Raw genomic sequence first — 24180 nt, forward strand, 5'->3', positions numbered from 1 at the left:
TCAGTCCTCCTGGTTGGGGATGGTGGTGCCGCCGGCGGCCTCGGCGAGGCGGGCGGCCAGGATCGGGCCGATCTGGGCCAGCGAACCGGGCTGGGTCATCCGGTCGTGGCGGGTGGTGATGTCGTACGACTCGACCCGCCCGGCGATGTAGCGCTGCCAGATCCCGGGGCCGGCCGAGTCCTCGGTCCGGTCGATCGTGGAGTTGAACAGCAGCAGGTCGCCGTCGAATCGGGCCGGGGCGAAGGCGACCGCCAGCTTGGCGTTGTTGATCATGATCTCGACGACGGCGCCGATCCGCCGCTCGTCCAGGCAGGCCAGGGCGCTGCCGCGCCGGCTGAGGATCTCGGCGACCTCGGCGTAGGTCAGGGGCCCGTCCCCCAGTTCCCCCGGGTCGATGTCCATGATTCCGACCAGGACGTCCCGCTCGGCGGGCACGGGCACCTCGTCGAACGTGATGTCCTGCACCGGGTAGGCGTCGAGGATCGCCAGCACTGCGGTCTGCTCCCCCCTGGCCTGGAACTCGCAGGCGATCGCGTGGGCGATCAGCCCGCCGGCGGACCAACCCAGCAGGTGGTACGGGCCCTCGGGCTGGACCTTGCGGATCTGGTCGGCGTAGTCGGCCGCCATCTCCTCGTACGAACCGGGCAGGGCCTCCGGGCGCGCGAGGCCCCGGGCCTGGAGCGCGTAGACCGGGCGGTCCGGGCCGATGTGGTTCAGCAGCCCGGAGTACGACCAGCTGATGCCGCCGCCGGGATGGACGCAGAACAGTGGCGGCAGACTGCCGGTCGGGCGCAGCGGCAGCAGCCCGTCGAAGGCCTCCTCGGGGTCGCTCATGGCCAGGCGCTCGGTCAGTCCGGCCACCGTCGGCGCCTCGAACAGGGTGCGCAGGCCCACGTGGACGCCCAGCGTCTCGCGGACGCGGGAGACCAGCCGGGCGGCCAGCAGGGAGTGCCCGCCGAGGTCGAAGAAGTCGTCGTCGATGTGGACCTGCTCCCGGCCGAGGATCTCGGCGAACAGCTCGCACAGCAGCTGTTCCTGCGGGGTGCGGGGGCCGCGGCCGGTGCCCGTCGCCTCGTACGCGGGCGCCGGCAGAGCGGCCCGGTCCAGCTTGCCGTTGGCCGTCAGCGGCAGCCGCTCCAGGGTGACGAAGGCCGAGGGCACCATGTACTCGGGCAGTTCGCGGCCGAGCCGGCGGGCGAGCTCGTCCGGCGCGGGCGGCTGCCCGTCGACGGGCACCAGGTAGGCGACCAGGCGCTGGTCGCCGGGCTGATCCTCGCGGGCGAGGACGGCCGCCTGGGCGACGCCGGGGCACCCGGCGAGCACGGCCTCGACCTCGCCGGGTTCGATCCGGAAGCCGCGCAGCTTGACCTGGTCGTCGGCCCGGCCGACGAACTCCAGGGTGCCGTCGGGCAGCCACCGGGCGAGGTCCCCGGTGCGGTACATCCTCCCTCCGTGCCCGTCACCGGGCTGGGGGTGCCTCCCGGCCGCCGGGCTGGGGGCGAGGGGCCCGCCCTCCGCGTACGGGCAGGCGACGAACCGCTCGGCCGTCAGGCCGGGCCGGCCCAGGTAGCCCCGGGCCACGCCCGCCCCGGCGAGGTACAGCTCGCCGGTCACGCCCGGCGGCACCGGGTGCAGTCCGGCGTCCAGCACGTAGGCCCGCATGTTCGCCATGGGCCGGCCGATCGGCACGGTCGCGGCGCGCTCCGAGAGGGTGCGGACCCGGTGGTGGGCGCCGAACGTCGTGGTCTCGGTCGGGCCGTAGCCGTTCACCACGGCGAGGTCCGGGCAGGCCGCCAGGACCCGGGCGACGGCCCCCGGCGGCACCACGTCACCACCGGTCCACACCTCGCGGACCCCGGCGAGCAGCTCCGGCCGCTCCTCGGCCACCAGCCGGAACAGACCGGCGGTCAGCCACAGTCCGGTCACCCCGTGCTCGGCGACCGTTGCCGCCAGCAGGTCGAGGTCGAGCCGGCCGGGCGGCGCGACGACCACCCTGCCGCCACCGAGGAGCGGCACCCAGAACTCGTACGTCGAGGCGTCGAAGGCCGTCGGCGAGTGCAGCAGCACCCGGTCGTGGCCCCCCTCGCGCCAGCACGGGGCGAGCGCGAGCGCCGCCACGTCCCGGTGGGTGACTCCGACGCCCTTCGGGCGGCCGGTCGAGCCGGAGGTGTACATCACGTACGCCAACTGCCGTGGATCGCAGGTGACTTCCGGGTCGGAGTCGTCTGGCTCGGCCTGGCTGAGCGCGGCCAGCACGTCCTCGGTGAGGACCAGCGCGGCGCCGGTCTCCCGGACGATCAGATCGGTCCGGGAGGACGGGAACCGCGGGTCGAGCGGGACGTACGCGCCGCCCGCCTTGATGATCGCCAGGATCGCGACGACGAGCTCCGCGGAGCGCTCCAGCAGCACCGCGACCGGGGTCTCCGGCCGCACGCCCTGCCCGATCAGGGCCCGGGCCAGGCGGTTGGCCCGCCGGTCGAGCTCCCGGTAGGTCAGCTCGGTCGTGCCCACGACGACCGCGACCGCGTCCGGCGCGGCCGCCACCCGGCGGGCGAACAGCTCCGGCAGGCCGGCCTCGGGCAGCTCGGCCCCGGTCCGGTTGAACCCGACCAGCAGCGCGCGGCGCTCCTGCCCGGACAGCAGGTCGAGTCGGCCGATCGGTCGCTGCGGCTCGGCGGCGGCCGCGCGCAGCAGTCGCGTCCAGCGGGCGACGAGCCGCTCCACAGTGCCCGGGTCGAACAGATCGGTCGCGTACTCGACCGCGCCGAGCACGCCGGCCGGGCTTCCGTCCGGGCCGTACCGCTCGGCCAGGCTGACGGTCAGGTCGACCCGCGCGGTGTCGGTGGGCGCCGCAAGGTAGGAGGTCTCCAGGCCGGGCAGGGTGAACTCGCCGACCGGCGCGTTCTGCAGGGCCAGCATGACCTGGAACAGCGGATGGTGGGCCAGCGACCGGGTGGGGTTGACGGCCTCGACCAGGTACTCGAACGGCAGGTCCTGGTGGGCGTACGCGGCCAGCGCCTTCTGCCGGACCCGACCGATCAGTTCGGCGAAGCCGGGGTCGCCGCTGGTGTCGGTGCGCAGCACCAGGCTGTTGACGAAGAACCCGACGAGCTCGTCCAGCGCCTGGTCGGTCCGACCGGCGATCGGGCTGCCGATCGGGATGTCGGTGCCGGCGCCGAGCCGGGTGAGCAGTGCGGCGAGGCCCGCCTGGAGCACCATGAACATGCTGGCGCCCTGCGCGGCGGCCAGGTCCCGCAGCTCCCGGTGCAGGTCGGGGTCCAGCTGCACCTCGACCCGACCGCCGCGCTGGGAGGCCTCGGCCGGCCTGGGCCGGTCGGCGGGCAGCCGGACCTGGTCCGGCAGACCGGCCAGCTCGTGCTTCCAATAGTCGAGTTGCCGGGTGAACAGGCTCTCCTGGTCGGCCGCCTCACCGAGCAGCTCGCGCTGCCACAGGGTGTAGTCGGCGTACTGGACCGGCAGCGGGGACCACAGCGGCTCCTCGCCCCGGCAGCGGGCCCCGTAGGCCGCGGCCAGGTCCCGGGAGAGCGGGCCCATCGACCAGCCGTCGGCGGCGATGTGGTGCACCACGATCAGCAACACGTGCCGTTCGGGGGCGAGCGCGTACAGCTCCGCCCGGATCGGCGGTTCGGCGGCCAGGTCGAAGCCGAGCCGGGCGCCCCGGGCCAGCCGCTCGAAGAGCCCGCTCTCGTCGACCTCGACCACCGGGAGCCCCGGGCTCGCCTCCGCCGCGCCGAGCACCAGCTGGTACGGCACCCCTTCCACCTCGCGGAGCACCGTTCGCAGGCTCTCGTGCCGGGCGGTCACGTCGGCGAGCGCGGCTTGCAGCGCCGGCTGGTCGAGCGGACCGTCCAGGCGCAGCGCGAGCGGCATGTTGTAGGTGGCGCTGGGACCGTCCATCCGGTGCAGGAACCACAGCCGGCGCTGGGCGAAGGACAGCGGGATCCGCTCGGGGCGCGGCCGGGCGGTCAGCGCCGGTCGCTGCGTCACGGAGCCGTCGAGGCGTGCCGCCAGGGCGGCCACGGTCGGCGTCTCGAACAGCGTCCGGACTTCCAGCTCCGCGCCGAGGACGGCCCGGACCCGGGAGGCCAGGCGGGTCGCCAGCAGCGAGTGCCCGCCCAGGTCGAAGAAGTTGTCCTCGACACCGACCTGGGCCAGCCCGAGCACCTCGGCGAACAGCTCGGCGACGAGCTGCTCCTGCGGGGTGCGCGGCGCCCGTCCGGCTCCGGCCGAGCCGAGGTCGGGGGCGGGCAGCGCGCGGCGGTCGAGCTTGCCGCTGGCCGTCAGCGGCAGCGCCTCCAGCGCCACGAACGCCGACGGGACCAGGTAGTCCGGCAGCCGCCCGCGCAGCCAGTCGCGGAGTTCACCGAGGAGGGCGCCGGTACCCCGGCTGCCGGTCGGGCGGTTGGTCAGCGACGACAACGCGGTGCCGGTCGGCCGCACCGGCCGGTAGGCCTCGACGGGGGCGTCCGTCGGTCCATCGGCGAAGAGCACGTCCAGGGCTTCGGGCGCTTCGGCCGACCAGGTGAGGTCCACCCGGCGGCCGAGCTGCCCGCCGAGGGCGTGGAAGTCCTCCGGGTCGGGCAGGTCGCCGTCGTCCGGGCCGTGCAGCCGCTCCAGCAGCCCGGCGAGCGTGCCGTCGCCGTCCCGCACCGCCCGGGCCAGCTCGGCCTCGTGTGCGACGCGGCGGTTCGGGACCCCGGTGAGGCGCACCCGGCCGGCGCCGGGCCGACCGAGCAGTTCACGCAGCTCCGCGAGGTCGGCGATGTCCCGGCCCCATCCCAGGTCCAGTGGCTGGACCGGTACGGCCGGCTGCTTGTGCAGCGTCACGTCGTAGCGGTAGCGGGTCAGTTCGTTGTGGTGGCGGCCGCGCTTGACCTCCACGGCCACCGCACCGATGTCCGCGCCGCGCTCCCGCAGGACGGTGAAGAAGTCCGGGTCGACCAGGAGTTCCTTCTCGACCCTGACGGCCTGCTCCACCGCGCGGCGCACCGCGGCGAGGTCGCCGCCGTCGCCGGTCCGGTGCAGCTGGACGGCGGTGGCCAGCGGGCGCAGCAGTCGCAGGTTGCGGACGTCGCCGATGAAGAGTGCGCCGCCGGGGGCGAGCAGGCCCATCAGCTTGTGGATCACGTCGGCGAGGTAGTCGGCGGACGGGAAGTACTGCACCACCGAGTTGATCACGATGGTGTCGAACCGCCCGGCCGGCAGCCCGTCGGTGTCGTGGGCCGGCCGGGTCTGCAGCACGACGCGCTCGGCGAGGTCCGCCTGCCGGGCGACCTGGGCGGTCAGCGAGTCGATCGCGGTGGCGGAGAAGTCCGTCGCCCAGTACGTCTCGCAGTGCGGTGCGATCTGCGAGAGCAGCAGTCCGGTGCCGACGCCGACCTCCAGCACCCGGCGGGGGCGCAGGGCCAGGATGCGGGCCACGGTGGCGTCCCGCCATTCCCGCATCTGCTCGACCGGGATCGGGCTGGCGTCGTAACTGCTGTTCCAGCCGACGAAGTTCTGGCCGAAGGCGGCCTCCTCGGGGGCGATGGGCAGGGCGTCGTAGATGTCCTGCCACTCGCCGACGTGATCGGCTTCGAGGCCGCTGTCCCGGGCCGTGTCCTGGCGCGGGACGACGTAGCCGATGAGCCGGTCGTCCTGGGCCAGGACAGCTGCCTGGGCGACGCCGGGGTGCTCGGCCAGCGCCGCCTCGACCTCGCCGGGCTCGACGCGGAAGCCGCGCACCTTCACCTGGTCGTCGGCGCGGCCGACGTATTCCAGCTGGCCGTCGGTTCGGAAGCGCACCAGGTCGCCGGTGCGGTACATCCTGGCGCCCGCCGGGTCGAACGGGCAGGCCACGAACCGTCCGGCCGTCAGGCCCGGCCGGTTCAGGTACCCGCGCGCCAGACCGGCGCCCGCGACGTACAGCTCCCCCGGCACGCCCGGGGGCACCGGCCGCAGCCGCTCGTCCAGCACGTACACCCGGGCATTGGCGATCGGCCGGCCGATGGGCGGCACGCCCGCCCCTGGGGACAGCGAGTCGCTCATCGTCGCGCACACCGTCGTCTCCGTCGGGCCGTACGCGTTGATCATCCGTCGGCCCGGCGCCCAGCGTTCCACCAGCTCCGGCGGGCACGCCTCGCCCGCCACGACCAGCGTCGACACGGTCACCGAACCCTCCGGCACAGCGGCCAGGACGGACGGCGGCACGGTCACGTGGGTGACCGCGAGGTCCGGGTCGGTCAGCGCGGCGAGCGGTTCGGCCGCGGGGGGCAGCACCAGGGCCGCTCCGCACAGTAGAGCGGTGTAGATCTCCGACACCGAGGCGTCGAAGCTGGGTGAGGCGAACTGGAGCACCCGGCTGTCGGGTTCGATCGCGAACCGCTCGATCTGTCCGGCGACCAGACTCGCCACACCACCGTGGCCGACCACGACGCCCTTGGGGCGACCGGTCGAGCCGGAAGTGTAGATCACGTACGCCGGATGCCGGACGTCGAGCGCGACCTCCGGATCGGTCTCCGGCCAGTCTCCTCCAACCACCACGGCCGGGTCGTCGACCACCACCGAAGGACGGGCGTCCTCCAGCATGAACGCGATCCGCGCCTGCGGGTACGCCGGATCCACGGGCAGGTACGCGGCCCCGGCCTTCAGCACACCGAGGACGGCCACCACGGACTCCACCGAACGCGGCAGGGCCACCGCCACCACCTGCTCCGGGCCGACACCCCGCGCGATCAGCGCATGCGCGAACCGGTTCGCCCGGGCGTTGAGCTGACGGTACGTCAACTTCGTGTCACCGCAGACGAGCGCGAGCGCGTCCGGAGTGGCCTCGACCTGCGCCGCGAAGGCGTCCGGCACCGGGACGGCGCCGACCTCGCGGGCGGTCTCGTTGCCCCGCTCCAGCAGCCGGTGCCGCTCGTCGGCATCGAGGAGGTCGATCCGCCCGATCGGCTGCTCCGGGTCGGCGGTGACCGCCTCCAGCAGGAGCGTCCAGCGCCGGACGAGGGCGTCGACCGTCGAGCGGTCGAACAGGTCGGTGGCGTACTCGACCGCGCCGACGATCCCGGCCGGGCTTCCGTCCGGACCGAACTGTTCGACGAGGCTCACCCCGAGGTCGAACTTGGCGGTTCCGGTGGCCACCGCGTAGGTGGCGACGTCCAGGCCGGGCAGCGAGAACCGGCCCATCGGCGCGTTCTGCACGGCCAGGATGGTCTGGAACAGCGGGTGGTGGGACAGCGACCGGGAGGGGTTCAGCACCTCCACCAGTTGCTCGAACGGCACGTCCTGGTGCGCGTACGCCGACAGCGCCGTCTCCCGCACCCGCCCCAGCAGCTCGGCGAAACTCGGATCACCACTCGTGTCCGTGCGCAGCACCAGCGTGTTGACGAAGAACCCGACGAGATCGTCCAGCGCCTCGTCCGTGCGCCCAGCGATCGGGCTCCCGATCGGGATGTCCGTCCCCGCACCCAACCGCGTGTACAGCGCCGCCAACGCCGCCTGCAGCACCATGAACAGACTCGCCCCCGAACGCCGCGCCAACTCCGCCAGAGCGGCATGCAGTTCGGGGCTCAGCTCCAGGCCGACGTGGTCCCCGTGCCAGCCCGCGACAGCCGGCCGCGGCCGGTCGGCGGGCAGTTGGAGCAGCTCCGGCAGCTCGGAGAGCTGTCGCCTCCAGTAGTCGAGCTGCTCGGCGAACCGGCTCTGCGGGTCGGCGACGTCGCCGAGCAGGTCACGTTGCCACAGCGTGTAGTCGGCGTACTGCACCGGAAGGTCCGACCCGCCCGGCGCACGCCCCTCGCTCCGGGCGGCGTACGCCTCGGCCAGGTCACGGGCCAGCGGGCCGGTCGACCAGCCGTCACCGGCGATGTGGTGCATCACCAGCAGCAGCACGTGCTCGTCCGGCGCGAGCGCGAACAGCTCCGCCCGCAGCGGCGCTTCCGCCTCCAGATCGAAGGGCCGCCGGGCGAACTCGGCGAGCCGCTCGGGCAGTTCGGCCTCCGACACCTCGGTCAGCCGTGCCCGGGGGCGGGCCTCGGCCGACTCAAGGACGCGCTGGCACGGTACGCCGTCGACCTCCGGGAAGACCGTCCGCAGGCTCTCGTGCCGGGCCACCACGTCGGCCAGCGCTTCGTCCAGCGCCGCCCGGTCGAGCGTCCCGGTCAGTTGGAGTGCCAGCGGGATGTGGTACGTCGCGGCGGCGGCGTCCATGCGGTGCAGGAACCAGAGCCGGCGCTGAGCGAAGGACAGCGGCACCGCCTCCGGCCGCTCGTGCACCTTCAGCGCCGGGCGGGCGCGGCCCGCTCCGGCCAGCGCCTCGGCCAGGCCCGCCACGGTGGGCGCCTGGAACAGCGCGCGCAGCCCCAGCTCCACGCCGAGCACCGACCGCACCCGCGCGGCCAGCCGGGTGGCGAGCAGCGAGTGCCCGCCCAGGTCGAAGAAGTCGTCGTCGACCCCGACCCCCGACACGCCGAGCACCTCGGCGAACAGCTCGCACAGGATCTGCTCCTGCGGGGTGCGCGGCGCCCGCCCGGCCTCGGCCGAACCGAGGTCGGGAGCGGGCAGCCCCGCCCGGTCCAGCTTCCCGTTCGGCGTCAGCGGCAGCGCGTCCAGCACCGTGAACACGGCCGGCACCAGGTAGTCGGGCAGCCGGTCGCGCAGGTACGCCGCCAGCTCCGCGGGGCGGACGGCCGCGTCGGGACGGGCCACCACGTAGCCGATGAGCCGGTCGTCCTGGGCCAGGACGGCGGCCTGGGCGACGGCGGGGTGCTCGGCCAGCGCCGCCTCGACCTCCCCGAGTTCGACACGGAAGCCGCGCACCTTCACCTGATCGTCGGCGCGGCCGAGGTACTCCAGCTCGCCGTCGGAACGGAAGCGTGCCAGGTCGCCCGTACGGTACATCCGTGCACCCTCCGGGCCGAACGGGCAGGCCACGAAACGTCCGGCCGTCAGGCCCGGCCGGTTCAGGTACCCGCGCGCCAGACCGGCGCCCGCGACGTACAGCTCCCCCGCCACACCCGGTGGGACGATGCGCAGCCGCTCGTCCAGCACGAACACCCGGAAGCCCGCGACCGGTCGGCCGATCGGTGGCACGCCCGAGCCGGGCGACAGCGGGTCGCTCATCGTCGCGCACACCGTCGTCTCCGTCGGACCGTACGCGTTGATCATCCGGCGCCCGGGCGCCCAGCGGGCCACCAGCTCCGGCGCGCAGGCCTCACCCGCCACCACCAGGGTGGCGGCCGTGAGGTCGGCGCTCTCCAGCGCGGCCAGGGCCGATGGCGGCAGCGTCACGTGGGTGACGTCCAGCCGGCGGTCCGTCAGGGCCTCCAGCGGCGCCTCGGACGGGGCCAGCACGAGGGCGGCGCCGGTGAGCACGGCACTGCACAGGTCCCAGAAGGACGCGTCGAAGCTGGGCGAGGCGAACTGGAGCACCCGGCTGCCCGGCGCCACACCGAGCCGCTCGACCTGCGCCGCCACCAGGCCGGACACGCCGGTGTGGCTCACCACGACGCCCTTGGGGCGGCCGGTCGAACCCGAGGTGTAGATCACGTAGGCCGGATGCCGAGCGTCCACCACGACCGCCGGATCGCTCTCCGGCCAGTCCCCCTCCGCCGGCATCGCCGGATCGTCGACCACCATCGCCGGCCGGGCGTCCTCCAGCATGAACGCGATCCGCGACTCCGGATACGCCGGATCCACCGGCAGGTACGCGGCCCCGGCCTTCAGGGTGCCGAGGACGGCCACCACGGACTCCACCGATCGCGGCAGCGCCACCGCCACGACCCGCTCCGGGCCTACACCCCGCGCGATCAGCGCATGCGCGAACCGGTTCGCCCGGGCGTTCAACTCGCAGTACGTCAACTCCGTGTCACCGCAGACGAGCGCGACCGCACCCGGCCTCGCCGTCACCTGCGCCGCGAACAGCTCCGGCAGGCTCACCGTGACCGCCCCACCGTCGACGGCGGGCAGCAGCTCGCGCCGCTCCTCGGCGGACAGCAGATCGATCCCGCTGATCGGCAGGTCCGGGGCGGCGGCGACCGCCGCCAGCAGCCTGGTCCACCGGGCGACCAGGGCCTCGACCGTCGAGCGGTCGAACAGGTCGGTGCTGTACTCGACCGCGCCGCTGAGCCCGGCCGGAGCACCGTCCGGCCCGTGCTCCTCCGCGATGCCGAAGGTCAGGTCGAGCCGCGCGGTCCCGGTGAGCACGGTGACCCCGGAGACCCGCAGGCCGGGCAGGTCGACGTCGCCACCCGGCGCGTTCTGCACCACCAGCCCGGTCTGGACCAGCGGGTGGTGGGACAGCGACCGGGACGGGTTCAGCACCTCCACCAGGTGCTCGAACGGCACGTCCTGGTGCGCGTACGCCGACAGCGCCGTCTCCCGCACCCGCCCCAGCAGCTCGGCGAAACTCGGATCACCACTCGTGTCCGTGCGCAGCACCAGCGTGTTGACGAAGAACCCGACGAGATCGTCCAGCGCCTCGTCCGTGCGCCCAGCGATCGGGCTCCCGATCGGGATGTCCGTCCCCGCACCCAACCGCGTGTACAGCGCCGCCAACGCCGCCTGCAGCACCATGAACAGGCTCGCCCCCGAACGCCGCGCCAACTCCGCCAGAGCGGCGTGCAGTTCGGCGTCGATCCGGAGTTCCAGCAGGTCGCCGCCGTACGAGACGGCAGCCGGGCGCGGCCGGTCGGCGGGCAGCCGAAGCTGCTCGGGCATCCCTGCCAACGCCTCGGTCCAGTAGGCGACCTGCCGGGCGAAGACGCTGTCCGCGTCGCGCTCGTCGCCGAGGATCTCGTGCTGCCACAGGGTGTAGTCGCCGTACGTCACCGGCAGCGGCGGCCATTCGGGCGCCCCGCCGCCGCGCCGGGCGACGTAGGCGGTGGCGAGGTCGCGGGCCAGCGGTCCCATGGACCAGCCGTCGCCGGCGATGTGGTGCATCACCAGCAGCAGCACGTGCTCGTCCGGCGCGATCGCGAACAGCTCGGCGCGCAGCGGCACTTCCGAGGTCAGGTCGAATCCGCGCACCGCCGCCTCGCGCAGCAGGGCCGGCAGCTCGGCCTCACCGGCCGCGAGCACCGTCAGCGGGACGGTCGCCTCGGCCGCGTCCAGCACCCGCTGCTGCGGGACGCCTGCGGTGTGCGGGAAGACCGTGCGCAGGGTCTCGTGCCGGACCACCACGTCCGCGAGCGCGGCACTCAGCGCGCCCCGGTCGAGGTCGCCGGTCAGCCGCAGCGCCAACGGCATGTGATAGGTGGCGCTCGGTGCCCCGAACTGCTGGAGGAACCAGAGTCGGCGCTGGGCGAACGACAGCGGCATCGGCTCGCGGCGGAGCCGGGGTACCAGGGCCTGCCGCGCGGAGGCGGCGTCGTGCAGCCCGGCCGCCAGTCCGGCCGGCGTCGGGGTGCGGAACAGGTCGCGCAGCTCCAGTTCGACCCCGAGGGTCGCCCGGACCCGGGACACCAGCCGGGTGGCGAGCAGCGAGTGCCCGCCCAGGTCGAAGAAGTCGTCGTCGACCCCGGCCTGCGGCAGGCCCAGCACCTCGGCGAACAGCTCGCACAGGATCTGCTCCTGCGGGGTGCGCGGCGCCCGGCCGCCGGTGGCTCCCGTCGGCTCGGGCGCGGGCAGCGCGGCCCGGTCCAGCTTGCCGTTGGGCGTCAGCGGCAGCGCGTCCAGCAGGACGAACGCCGACGGCACCAGATAGTCGGGCAGCCGGTCGCGCAGGTACGCCGTCAGCGCGGCGGCGGTGGCCGGGCTGTGAGCCGAGGGCACCACGTACGCGACGATCCTGGTCTCGCCCCGGTCCTCGCGGGCGAGCACCGCGACCTGGGCGACGCCCGGGTGAGCCGTCAGCTCGGCCTCGATCTCACCCGGCTCGATCCGGAACCCGCGGACCTTCACCTGGTGGTCCACCCGGCCGGCGAACTCCAGCTCGCCTCCCCCAGCGCCCCCAGCCATGGGGGTACCCCCGGCCGAAGGCTGGGGGAGGCTGGGAGGTGCCCCCACCGGCCGGGGGGACCCCCAAGCGCGCCAGCGCACCAGGTCACCGGTGCGGTACATCCGCGCGCCCGCCGGGCCGTACGGGTTGGCGACGAAGCGCCCGGCGGTGAGCCCGGGCCGGTTCAGGTAGCCGCGGGCGAGCCCCGTCCCGGCGAGGTACAGCTCGCCCAGCACCCCGGGGGCGACCGGCCGCAGCGCCGAATCCAGCACATACGCCTGGCAGTTGGCGATCGGACGGCCGATCGGCACCGGGAGCGGGCAGTCGGCCGGGTCGGCCGGCAGCGGATAGGCGGTGATCACATGGGTCTCGGCGGGGCCGTAGTGGTTGTGCAGCGCCCGGCCCGGTCGGCGGGCCTGGAAGCGGCGCACCGCACCGCCGAGGCGCATCGCCTCGCCGGCCTGGGCGACCAACCGCAGGTCCGGCAGCTCCAGCCCGGCCTCCTCGGCGGCCTCGGCCAGCGCCTCGACCACCAGGTTGGGCGCGAACAGTTCGCCGACCCGGTGCCGGTCCAGCCAGTGCGCGAAGAGCTCGGCGCTGCGGCGCTGCTCCTCGGTCGGCACCGCCAGCGTCTTGCCGTACAGCAGCGCGGAGAGCAGCTCCTGCACCGAGACGTCGAAGCTGATCGCGGTGAACTGCGCGGTGCGCGTGCCCGGTTCGCCGCCGACGGCCTCGTGGTGCCACGCCAGCAGGTTCAGCAGTCCGGCGGCGGGCATCACCACGGCCTTGGGGCGCCCGGTGGAGCCGGAGGTGTAGATGACGTAGGCCGGATGGCGCCCGTCCACGGCGACGACCGGATCGTGCTCCGGCTGCTCATCGGACGGCGTGACGGCCGCGAGGTCGTCGAGCACCACGGCCGGCCGGGCGTCCTCCAGCATGTAGGCGATGCGGGCGGCCGGGTAGTCCGGATCGACCGGCAGGTACGCCGCGCCGGTCTTGAGCACCGCAAGGACGGCGACCACCAGCTCGGCGGAGCGCGGCAGCCGCAGGGCGACGACCTGCTCCGGCCCCACGCCGCGCGCGATCAGCGCGTGCGCCAGCCGGTTGGCCCGGCGGTTCAGCTCGCGGTAGGTCAGCACGGTGTCCTCGAACACCACCGCCTCGGCGTCCGGGGTCGCCCGGACCTGCGCCTCGAACAGCGCCGCCAGACCCTCGGCCGGGACCGGGCTCGCGGTGTCGTTGCGGGCGACCAGCAGCTCGTGCCGCTCCTCGGCGGTGAGCACGTCGATCCGGCTGAGCGGCCGGTCGGGCTCGGTGACCACCGCCGCCAGCAGCCGCAGCCAGCGGTCGACCAGCGCCTCCACCGTGCCGTGGTCGAACAGGTCGGTGCTGTACTCGACCCGCCCGACGATGCCCTCGGCCGGCCCGCCGGTGCCGCCGCGCTCCAGCAGGTGGAAGCCGAGGTCGAACATCGCGGTCGGCGTCCGCACCAGGAGGATTTCGGCGTCCAGACCGCTCAGTGTGAACTCGGTGCGCGGCACGTTCTGCAGCGCGAGCAGCACCTGGAACAACGGCTGCCGGGCGAGCGAGCGGGACGGGTTGAGGGCCTCGACGACCTGCTCGAACGGCAGGTCCTGGTGCGCGTACGCGCCGAGCGCGCCCTCCCGGACCCGGACCAGCAGCTCGGCGAAGGACGGGTCGCCCGAGGTGTCGGTGCGCAGCACCAAGGTATTGACGAAGAATCCGACGACGTCGTCCAGCGCCTGGTCGGTCCGGCCGGCGATCAGGCTGCCGACCGGGATGTCCGTGCCCGCGCCGAGCTTGTCCAGCAGCGCCGCCAGCGCGGCCTGGAGCACCATGTAGACGCTGGCCCCGTGCTCCCGGCCCAGGCGCACCAGGGCACCGTGCAGCTGCGCGTCCAGGTCGATCGCCAGGTGTCCGCCCTGGTACGAGGTGGTCGCCGGACGGGGCCGGTCGGCGGGCAGCCGGATCTGCTCGGGCAGGCCGGCCAGCTGCTCCGTCCAGTAGGCCGACTGTCGGGCGAACAGGCTCGCGGGATCGTCACCGTCCCCGAGCAGCCGGTCGTGCCACAGGGTGTAGTCGGCGTACTGCACCGGCAGCGGCGCCCACCGCGGTTCCGTGCCCTGGCGGCGCGCCGCGTACGCGGTGGCCAGGTCGGCGGCCACCGGGCCCAACGACCAGCCGTCACCGGCGATGTGGTGGATCACCAGGAGCAGCACGTGCTCGTCCGCCGAGAGCTCGAACACCTCGGCGCGCAGCGGCGGTTCGGCCGCGAGGTCGAAGCCGCGCACCGCGGCCGCGGTCAGCAGCTCGGTCAGGTCGGGCTCGGCGGCCGGGGTGACCTTCATCTCCGGCCGCACCTCCCCGACGGCCAGCACTTGCTGGTACGGCACCCCGTCGACCGCCGGGAACACCGTGCGCAGGGTCTCGTGCCGGTCGACGAGGTCGCCGAGCGCCGTGCGCAGCGCTTCCCGGTCGAGACCGCCCGAGAGCCGCCAGGCCAGCGGCATGTGGTAGGTCGGTCCCGTGCCCTCCAGCTGGTACAGGAACCACAGCCGCCGTTGGGCGGAGGACAGCGGCACACGGTCGGGCCGCTCCGCCCGGTCCAGCACGAGCCGGGCCCGGCCGGCCTCGTCCAGCCCGGCGGCCAGCCCGGCCGGTGTCGGCGTCTCGAACAGTGCGCGCAACTCCAGCTCCACGCCCAGCGTCGCGCGCACCCGGGAAACCAGCCGGGTGGCCAGGAGCGAGTGTCCGCCGAGTTCGAAGAAGTCGTCGTCGGCCCAGACCCGAGCCACGCCCAGTACCTGCGCGAACAGTTCGGCGAGGACCTGCTCCTGCGGCGTGCGCGGCAGTCGACCGGCTCGCGACACGGCGTATTCGGGTTCGGGCAGGGCCCGCCGGTCGAGCTTCCCGTTCACGGTCAACGGCAGGCTCTCCATGGTCACGAACGCGGCCGGCACCATGTGGTCCGGCAGCCGCTCCCTCAGGTGAGCCCTCAACGCATCCGGCTGAACGGCCCCCCCTGCTGCCGGCACGACGTAAGCGACCAGCCGGGCATCCCGGTCGCCGCGGACCAGAACGGCGGCCTGCGAAACCTCCGGGTGCGCAGCGAGCACGGCCTCGATCTCGCCGAGCTCGACCCGGAAGCCCCGGATCTTGACCTGGTCGTCCGTACGGCCAAGGAACTCCAGGTTCCCGTCCGGGCCCCACCGCACCAGGTCCCCCGTACGGTACATGCGCGAGCCGGTCGGTCCGAACGGGTCCGCGACGAACCGCCCAGCGGTCAGGCCGGGCCGGTTCAGATAGCCGCGGGCCAGCCCCGCACCGGCGATGTACAGCTCGCCCGACACGCCGGCCGGCAGCGGCCGCAGCGCGCCGTCGAGCACGTACAAACGGGCGTTGGTGATCGGCCGGCCGAGCACCGGACGCTCACTCGACTCCATCAGCGCGGTCACCGTCTCCACCGTGCATTCGGACGGCCCGTAGAAGTTGAGGCAGGAGACCCCGTCGGCCGCCCGCAGCTGTGCCCACAGCTGCTCCGGGACGGCCTCACCGCCCGCCACGACCACCTTTGGAAGCCACTGCGGATCATTCAACAGTCCATGTGCTACCAGGACTCGGAGGTAGGACGGGGTGGCCTCGACGAAGTCGAGCCCGAACCGCGTGGCGTAGCCGATGAAGGCGCGCGGGTCGGCCCAGGTCGCCTGCTCCAGGACGTGCAGCTCGTGGCCCGCGAACAGACAGGACAGCTGGTCCCAGTGGGCGTCGAACGACACCGACGAGGTCAGCGCCACCCGCAGCCGCTCCTCGCCCAGCTCCGGGAACAGCACGGGCCGCTGGTGGGCGAACAGGTTCAACACCGCGCCGAACGTCGACACCACGCCCTTGGGCCGTCCCGTGGACCCGGACGTGTAGATCACATAGGCCGGGTGCCCCGGATCGACTGCCGCCATCGGATCCGCCGCCGAGCAACCCGCCACCAGCGCGGCCGTCTCCGGGTCCTCCAGCACCAGACACTCGGCTGGACCGGCGTCGCCGAGCCGCTCCCGGGTCCCCATGTTGGTCACCAACAACGCGGGCCGCGCGTCATCGAGCATGTACCCGATCCGCGCGACCGGATACTCCGGATCCACCGGGACGTACGCCGCCCCCGCCTTCAGCACCGCCAGGATCGCCACCACCAGCTCGACCGACCTCGGCAGGGCCACCGCCACCAGCCGCTCCGGCCCCGCCCCCCGGGCGATCAGCGCGTGGGCCAGCCGGTTCGCCCGCGCGTCCAACTCCGCATACGACAGCGACACACCCCCGCACACCACCGCGATCGCATCCGGGATCGTCAGCACCTGCCGTCGGAACAACTCCTGCGGGCTCACGACCGGGACCTCCGCCCGCGCACCGGTGCCCACGGCCAACAGATCGGCGCGCTCCTCGGCCGAGAGCAATCCGAATCGGCTGAGCCGCCGTTGCGGGTCGGCGGAAGCCGCCCGGAGCAGGCGCACCCATCGATCGGTCATCGTCTCGACGGTGGCCGGGTCGTAGAGATCGCTGGCGTAGTCGACGCGAACGGTGATCCCTTCCGGGTAGCCGTCCTCCGCATGCCGCTCGGACAGCGAGAAGATCAGGTCGAGCTTGGCGCCGGCCGTGGTCAGTTCCACCTCGCCGACCCGCAGGCCGGCCGGGGCGAAGTCAGCCCGGGTGTTGTTCTGGAGCACCAGCATGACCTGGAACAACGGGTGGTGGGAGAGCGACCGCGCCGGGTTGAGGGCCTCGACCAGGTACTCGAACGGCAGGTCCTGGTGGGCGTAGCCGGCCAGCGAGGTGTCACGGACCCGGGCCAGCAACTCGGTGAACGTCGGATCGCCCGAGGTATCCGTACGGAACACGAGGGTGTTGACGAAGAAGCCGACCAGCTCGTCCAGGGCCTGATCGGTCCGGCCGGCGATCGGGCTGCCGACCGGGATGTCGTCGCCGCCGCCGAGCTTGCTCAACAGCGCGGCCAGCCCAGCCTGGAGCACCATGAACAGACTGGTCCCGTTGGCGCGGGCGAGCTCGCGCAGGCCGCTGTGGAGCTCCGCGTCCAGCTCGGCCCGCACAAAGCCGCCCCGATGCGAGGCGACCGCCGGGCGGGGCCGGTCGGCGGGCAGCTGGAGCTGCTCCGGCAGATCGGCCAACTGCCGCTTCCAGTAAGCCGCCTGGCGGGCGAGCGGACTGTCCTCGTCGGTGGCCTCGCCGAGCAGCTCGTGCTGCCACATGGTGTAGTCGGCGTACTGCACGGCCAGCGGCTCCCGCCGCGACTCCTCGCCCCGGCAGCGGGCCGCGTAGGCCTCGGTGAGGTCGGCAGCCAGCGGGCCGAGCGACCAACCGTCGCCGGCGATGTGGTGGAGCACCACCAGCAGCACGTGCTCCTCCGGCGCCAGCTCGAACAGCTCGGCGAACAGCGGGAGTTCGCTCTCCAGGTCGAACCGGTGGGCCTGCGCCGCCGCCAGGGCGCCGGTCAGCTCGGCCTCGGTGATCCGGCGCACGGCCAGCGCGGGGCGGGCCGCGACGACGTCCAGCACCTGCTGGTACGGCACGCCGTCCAGCACCGGGAAGACCGTCCGCAGCACCTCGTGCCGGGCCACCACGTCCGCCAGGGCCGCGTGCAGCGCGTCCCGGTCGAGCGGGCCGGACAGCCGCCAGGCCAGCGGGATGTTGTAGTTCGCGCTGGCACCCTCCAGCTGGTGGAGGAACCACAGCCGCCGCTGCGCGAAGGACAGCGGGATCCGCTCCGGCCGCCGGTACGGCGCCAACGCCGCCTGCGCCGGTCCGGCCGCCACCAGGGCGGCGGCCAGGCCGGCCGGGGTCGGCGCCTCGAACAAGGTGCGCAGCGGCATCTCCACGCCGAGCGTCGCACGGATCCGGGCAGCCAGGCGGGTGGCCAGCAGCGAGTGCCCGCCGAGGTCGAAGAAGCCGTCCTCCACGCCGGCCGACGCCACGCCCAGGACCTCGGCGAACAGCTCGCAGAGGATCTGCTCCTGCGGGGTGCGCGGTGCGCGGCCGGTGCTCGTCGGGGCGAGGTCGGGGGCGGGCAGGGCGCGGCGGTCCAGCTTGCCGTTGGCGGTCAGCGGCAGCGCGTCCAGCACGACGAACGCCGACGGCACCATGTACTCCGGCAGCCGCTCGGCCAGGTGCCCGCGCAGATCGGCCGGGCTCGGCGCGGCACCTGCGGCCGGCGCCAGGTAGGCGACCAGCCGGGTGTCGTCGGCACGCTCCTGCCGGGCCAGCACGGCCGCCTGGGTGACGCCGGGGTGCGCGGCCAGCGCCGCCTCGATCTCGCCGAGCTCGATGCGGAAGCCGCGCACCTTCACCTGCTGGTCGGCCCGGCCGACGTAGCGCAGGCTGCCGTCGGCCGCGCGGCGCACCACGTCGCCGCTGCGGTACATCCGGGAGCCGGCCGGCCCGAACGGGTCCGCGACGAACCGGCCCGCCGTCAGGTCCGGCCGGTTAAGGTAGCCGCGCGCCAGGCCGGCGCCGGCGACGTACAGCTCGCCCGCGACGCCCGGGGCCACCGGCCGCAGGCCTCCGTCGAGGACGTACGTGCGCAGGTCCGGGAGGGCCGTGCCGACCTGGCCGGCCGCGGTGCCGGACGCGCCGAGCGCCGCGTACGTGACGTGCACCGTGGTCTCGGTGATGCCGTACATGTTGACCAGCCGCGGCGCGTCGTCCGGGTGCCGCTCGTACCAGCTCGCCAGTCGGCCGTGCTCCAACGCCTCACCGCCGAACACCACGGTGCGCAGGGCGAGTTCGCGGCCGGTCTGCGGCGCCTCCTGGTCCGCCTGCATCAGCTGGTAGAAGGCGGACGGCGTCTGGTTGAGCACCGTCACCCGCTCGCGGGCGAGGAGTTCCAGGAAGCGGTGGGGCGAGCGGCTGGTCTCCTGGTCCACGACCACCAGGCGGCCGCCGTGCAGCAGCGGGCCCCACAGCTCCCACACCGAGAAGTCGAAGGCGTAGGAGTGGAAGAGGGTCCAGACGTCCTCGGCCGAGAATCCGAACAGCTCCCGGGTGGTGTCGAACAGCCGCACCACGTTCCGGTGCGGGACCACGACGCCCTTGGGGTTGCCGGTGGACCCGGAGGTGTGGATGACGTACGCGGGGTGGCCGGCATCGACCGGGATCCCCGGGTCCGATTCCGGCTGCCCAGCCAGGTCGGCGGTGTCCAGCAGCAGCCGGTCCACCTCGTCCGCTCCCGGCAGGTCGCCGGTCCCGCTTGTCGTCACCAGCAGCGCGGGTCGGCCGTCCTGGAGCAGGTAGGCGATCCGGGCGGCCGGGTACCGCGGGTCCACCGGCAGGTAGGCGGCCCCCGACTTGAGCACCGCGAGGACGGCCACCACCAGCTCGGCCGAGCGCGGCAGGGCCAGCGCCACCAGCCGCTCCGGCCCCACACCGCGGGCGATCAGGGCGTGCGCGAGCCGGTTGGCCCGGGCGTTCAACTCGCCGTACGTCAGGGCGACTTCGCCATCCGTGAGCGCGACCGCGGCCGGGTTCGCCCGGACCTCCCGCTCGAAGAGCTCGGTGATGCTGCTCTCCGACAGCCGCTCAGCGCTGTCGGCTCCGGCCGGCAGCAGCGCGCGGAGCTCCTCGGCGGAGAGCACGTCCACCTGGCCGATCCGCCGGCCGGGGTCGGCGGCCACGGCGCGCAGCAGCCGCAGCCACCGCTCGACGATCCCGGCCACGGTGGCCTCGTCGAACAGGTCGGTGCTGTACTCCACCAGGCCCGACAGCCCGTCAGCGTCGGACTGTTCGCCCAGGATGAAGGTCAGGTCGCACTTGGCCGTCCCGGTGGGGACCAGGCCGGTCGTCACCCGCAGCCGCGGCAGGTCGAAGGTGCCGAGCGGCGCGTTCTGCAGGGCGAGCATGGTCTGGAACAGCGGGTGGTGCGCGAGCGTGCGGGTCGGGTTCAGCGCCTCCACCAGGTGCTCGAACGGCACGTCCTGGTGCGCGTACGCGGCCAGCGCGTCACCGCGCACCCGGCCCAGCAGTTCGCCGAACGTCGGGTCGCCGGACAGGTCGGTGCGCAGCACCAGGGTGTTGACGAAGAACCCGACCAGGTCGTCCAGGGCCTCGTCGGTGCGTCCGGCGATCGGGGTGCCGATCGGGACGTCGGTGCCCGCACCGAGCTTGCCGAGCAGGGCGGCCAGTCCGGCCTGGAGCACCATGAAGAGGCTGGCCCCGCCGTCCCGCGCGAGCGCGCGCAGGCCCTGGTGCAGCTCGGCGTCGATCCGCACCGGCAGTTGGGCGCCCCGGTACGACATCGCCGCCGGCCGGGGCCGGTCGAACGGCAGCTCTACCTGCTCGGGCAGGCCTGCCAGCTGCTCGCGCCAGTAGGCGAGTTGGCCGCCCAGCAGGGTGTCCCGGTCCGAGCCGTCGCCGAGCAGCTCCCCCTGCCAGAGGGCGTAGTCGGCGTACTGGACCGGCAGCGGCACCCACTCCGGCTTCGCCCCCTCGGAGCGGGCCGCGTAGGCGGTCGTCAGATCACGCGAGAGCGGCCCCATCGACCAGCCGTCACCGGCGATGTGGTGCACCACGAGCAGCAGGACGTGCTCCTCGGGTGCCGACTGGAACAGTTCGGCGTGCAGCGGCGGCTCTGCCGAGAGGTCGAAGCCGTACCGGGCCGCCTTCGCCAGCCGGTCGGGCAGCTCGCGCTCGCCGACCTCGGTCACTCGCAGCCGCGGCCGGGCCGCGTCGGGATCGAGCACCAGCTGGCACGGCACACCGTCGACCACCGGGAAGACGGTGCGCAGGGCCTCGTGCCGCTCGGCCACGTCCGCCAGGGCGGCTTCCAGAGCCCGCTGGTCCAGCTTTCCGGTCAGCCGCAGGGTCAGCGGGATGTTGTACGTGGCACTCGGCCCGTCCATCCGGTGCAGGAACCACAACCGGCGCTGGGCGAAGGACAGCGGGACGGCCTCGGGCCGCTCGCGCCGCTCCAGCGCCGGGCGGGCCCGGCCCGCGACGTCCACCGCCGCCGCCAGTTCCGCCACCGTCGGCGCGTCGAACAGGTCGCTCAGCCGCAGCTCCACGCCCAGCACCGACCGGGCCCGGGAGACCAGCCGGGTGGCCAGCAGCGAGTGCCCGCCGAGGTCGAAGAAGCTGTCGTCCAGCCCGGGCTCGGAGGCCCCGAGGACCTCGGCGAACAGTCCGACGAGCTGGTGCTCGGTCGCGGTGCGCGGGGCGCGGCCCGGCGCGGCGGGCTGCCGCTCGGGGGCCGGCAGGGCCCGCCGGTCGAGCTTGCCGTTCGGGGTCAGCGGCAGCGCGTCCAGCAGCACGAACGCCGACGGCACCATGTACTCCGGCAGCCGCTCCCGCATCCGGGCCCGCAGTGCCTCCGGCTGGACGGTCTGCCCGGCCACCGGGACGACGTAGGCGACCAGCCGGGGTTCCTCCTCGGTGCGCACCACCACGGCGGCCCGCGCCACCTCCGGCTGTTCGGCGAGGACGGCCTCGATCTCGCCGAGCTCCACCCGGAAGCCGCGGATCTTGACCTGGTCGTCGGTGCGGCCGAGGAACTCCAGATTGCCGTCCGAGTCCCACCGCACCAGGTCGCCGGTGCGGTACATCCGCGACCCGCTCGGCCCGAACGGGTCCGCCGTGAACCGCCCGGCGGTCAGGCCCGGCCGGTTCAGGTAGCCGCGCGACAGGCCCGCACCGGCGATGTACAGCTCACCGGGCACGCCGCTCGGCAGCGGCCGCAGGGCGCCGTCGAGCACGTACAGCCGGGCGTTGGTGACGGGCCGGCCGATGACCGGGCGCGGGCTCGACCCGACGGGCGCGACCACCGAGTTGACGGTGCACTCGGACGGTCCGTAGAAGTTGAGGCAGTCCACCCCCTCGGCCGCCCGCAGCTGCTCCCACAGCCGCTCGGGGACGGCCTCGCCACCCGCCGCGACGAGCGCCGGGCGGCGCTGCGGATCGCTCAACAACCCGTGGGCGACGAGTACGTGGAGGTAGGAGGGGGTGGCCTCGACGAAGTCCAGCTGGCAACGTGCGGCGTAGCGGACGAAGGCCTCGGGGTCGGTCCAGGTCGCGTGGTCCAGGACGTGCAGCTCGTGGCCCGCGAACAGCGCGAGCAACTGGTTCCAGGAGGCGTCGAAGGACACCGAGGTGGTCAGGGCCACCCGCAGCCGCCGCCCCTCCTTCAGCAGCGGCGCGAACCACGCCAGCCGGTGGTCGGTGAGCAGGTTGAGCAGGCCGCCGTGGGTCGGCAGCACGCCCTTGGGCCGTCCGGTGGAACCGGAGGTGTAGATCACGTACGCCGGGTGGCGCGGGTCGACGGCCACCAGCGGGTCGGCCGCCGGGCAGGCCGCCAGCAGCTCTGCCGTCCGTGGATCGTCCAGCGCCAGCCGGTCGACGGACCCGGCCTCGGGCAGCCGCTGCTCGCTGCGGGTGTCGGTCACCAGCAGCGCCGGCCGGGCGTCGTCGAGCAGGTAGCCGATCCGGGCGGCCGGGTACTCGGGGTCGATCGGGACGTACGCCGCCCCGGTCTTCAGCACCGCGAGGATCGCCACCACCAGCTCGGCCGAGCGCGGCAGGGCCACCGCGACCAGCCGCTCCGGCCCGGCTCCCCGCTCGATCAGGGCGTGCGCCAGCCGGTTCGCCCGCGCGTCCAGCTCCGCGTACGTCAGCGCGACGTCCCCGCAGACCAGCGCGACCAGGTCAGGAGTCGTCCGTACGTGCTCCCGGAAGAGCTCCGGCAGGCTCTCGGCCGGGACCTCCGCCACCTGCCCGGTGCCGAGGGCCGCCGACTCGCGGTGCTCCTCGGCCGTGAGCAGGTCGATCCGGCCCACCGCCTCGTCCGGGTCGCAGTCCGCGACGGCGTCGAGCAGGGCGAGCAGCCGCTGCTGGTGGGCGGCGAGGTCGTCGTCGCCGTAGGCCTCCGGGGAGCCGTGGAGCCTGAGCAGCGGCGGGTTGCCGTCGCGGTAGTCGAACACCCAGACCGCGAGGTCGGTGGTCGACCCCGACACGAAGTGGTGCACGGAGGCCGGGTGCCCGGCGAAGCTCGGCCTGGAGTTGAAGGCCATGATGTTGACGATCAGCGGGAACGCCGTCCCGATGCTGCCGGGCGCGCCGAGGTCCCGCAGCAGGTCCTCGCTGCGGTAGCGCTCGTGGGTGACGGCCGCGTCGACCTCCCGGGCGACCTGGGTGACGAGCTCCCGCCATGGCATGTCCGGCCGCACGCTCAGCCGCAGAGGCACCACGTTGGACAGCGTGCCCGGTACCGACATCAGGTCGCGGTCGGCGGAGCGGCGGGCGGTGACGGGCATGGCGAGCACCACGTCCTGGGTGCCGCTCAGCCGGTGGGCGTAGAGCGCCGTCGCGGCGATCAGCACCCGGGACCACCGGACGCCGGCCCGACCGGCCGCCGCCCGCAGCGCCTCGGGGCTCCGCAGTTCCAGTTCCTCGGCCAGGCGCAGGACGCGGTGCGGGTCGGTCGTGGAGGTGTCGGTGAGCCGTGTCGGGGCGGGCAGGTCGGCGAAGCGCTCGGTCCAGTAGGTGCGGTCGGCGGTGAAGTCGGCGGACGAACGGTAGGCGGCGTCGCTGTCGACCAGGTCCCGTAGTGAGCCGAACGGGCAAGGCGGCACGGCGCCGCCCTCGGCCAGCGCCGAGTACACCTCGCCGACCCGCTGCCGGACCATGGAGCTGCTGATCGCGTCCAGCACCACGTGGTGGTAGTTCAGGTACCAGAGGAATTCCGTCGCCGACAGCCGGATCAGCGCGTGGCCGAACAGCGGATCACGGGCGAGGTCCAGCGGGCGCATCAGGTCCCGCTCCATCCACGCCATGGCCGCCGAACGGGGGTCCGGCTCCGCGCTGAGGTCGAGGTGCGCGGGCGCCCAGTCCCAGGCCTCGCGGAGGACCTGGCGCGGGCCCTCGCCGTCGTCGACGAAGCTCACGTGCAGGGCGTCGACCTCGTCGACCGCCTTGCGCAGCGCGGTCTCGAACAGCTCCGGGTCGACCGGCCCGTGGATCTCCAGGCACTCGCCGACGCGGTAGCCCGGGATCGCTGTCCGGGAGCGCTGCTCGGCCAGCCAGATCTCGCGCTGGGCCGCTGTCAGGGGAAGGATGTCGCCTTCGCGACGGGACATGGGGGTACCTCTCAGGAGTGTGGGCAGGCGTCGTCGCAGGGCACGCCGGGCCGCGCCGACCACGGTGGCGTCACGTGGTCGGCGGGCGGGCGCGGCCGGCTGCGG

Annotated in this window: 1 protein-coding gene; it reads right to left on the minus strand. The window is 74.1% G+C overall.

Features of this window, described 5'->3' with window-relative positions:
- A complete protein-coding gene (locus ACIRYZ_RS24810; RefSeq protein WP_402947727.1) occupies positions 1 to 24075 on the minus strand; it encodes a non-ribosomal peptide synthase/polyketide synthase in 24075 nt (8024 codons plus the stop codon).
- Positions 24076 to 24180: the final 105 nt, after the last annotated feature.

Origin of the sequence: Kitasatospora sp. NPDC101155 (assembly GCF_044768305.1) — a bacterium.
Classification (GTDB): domain Bacteria; phylum Actinomycetota; class Actinomycetes; order Streptomycetales; family Streptomycetaceae; genus Kitasatospora.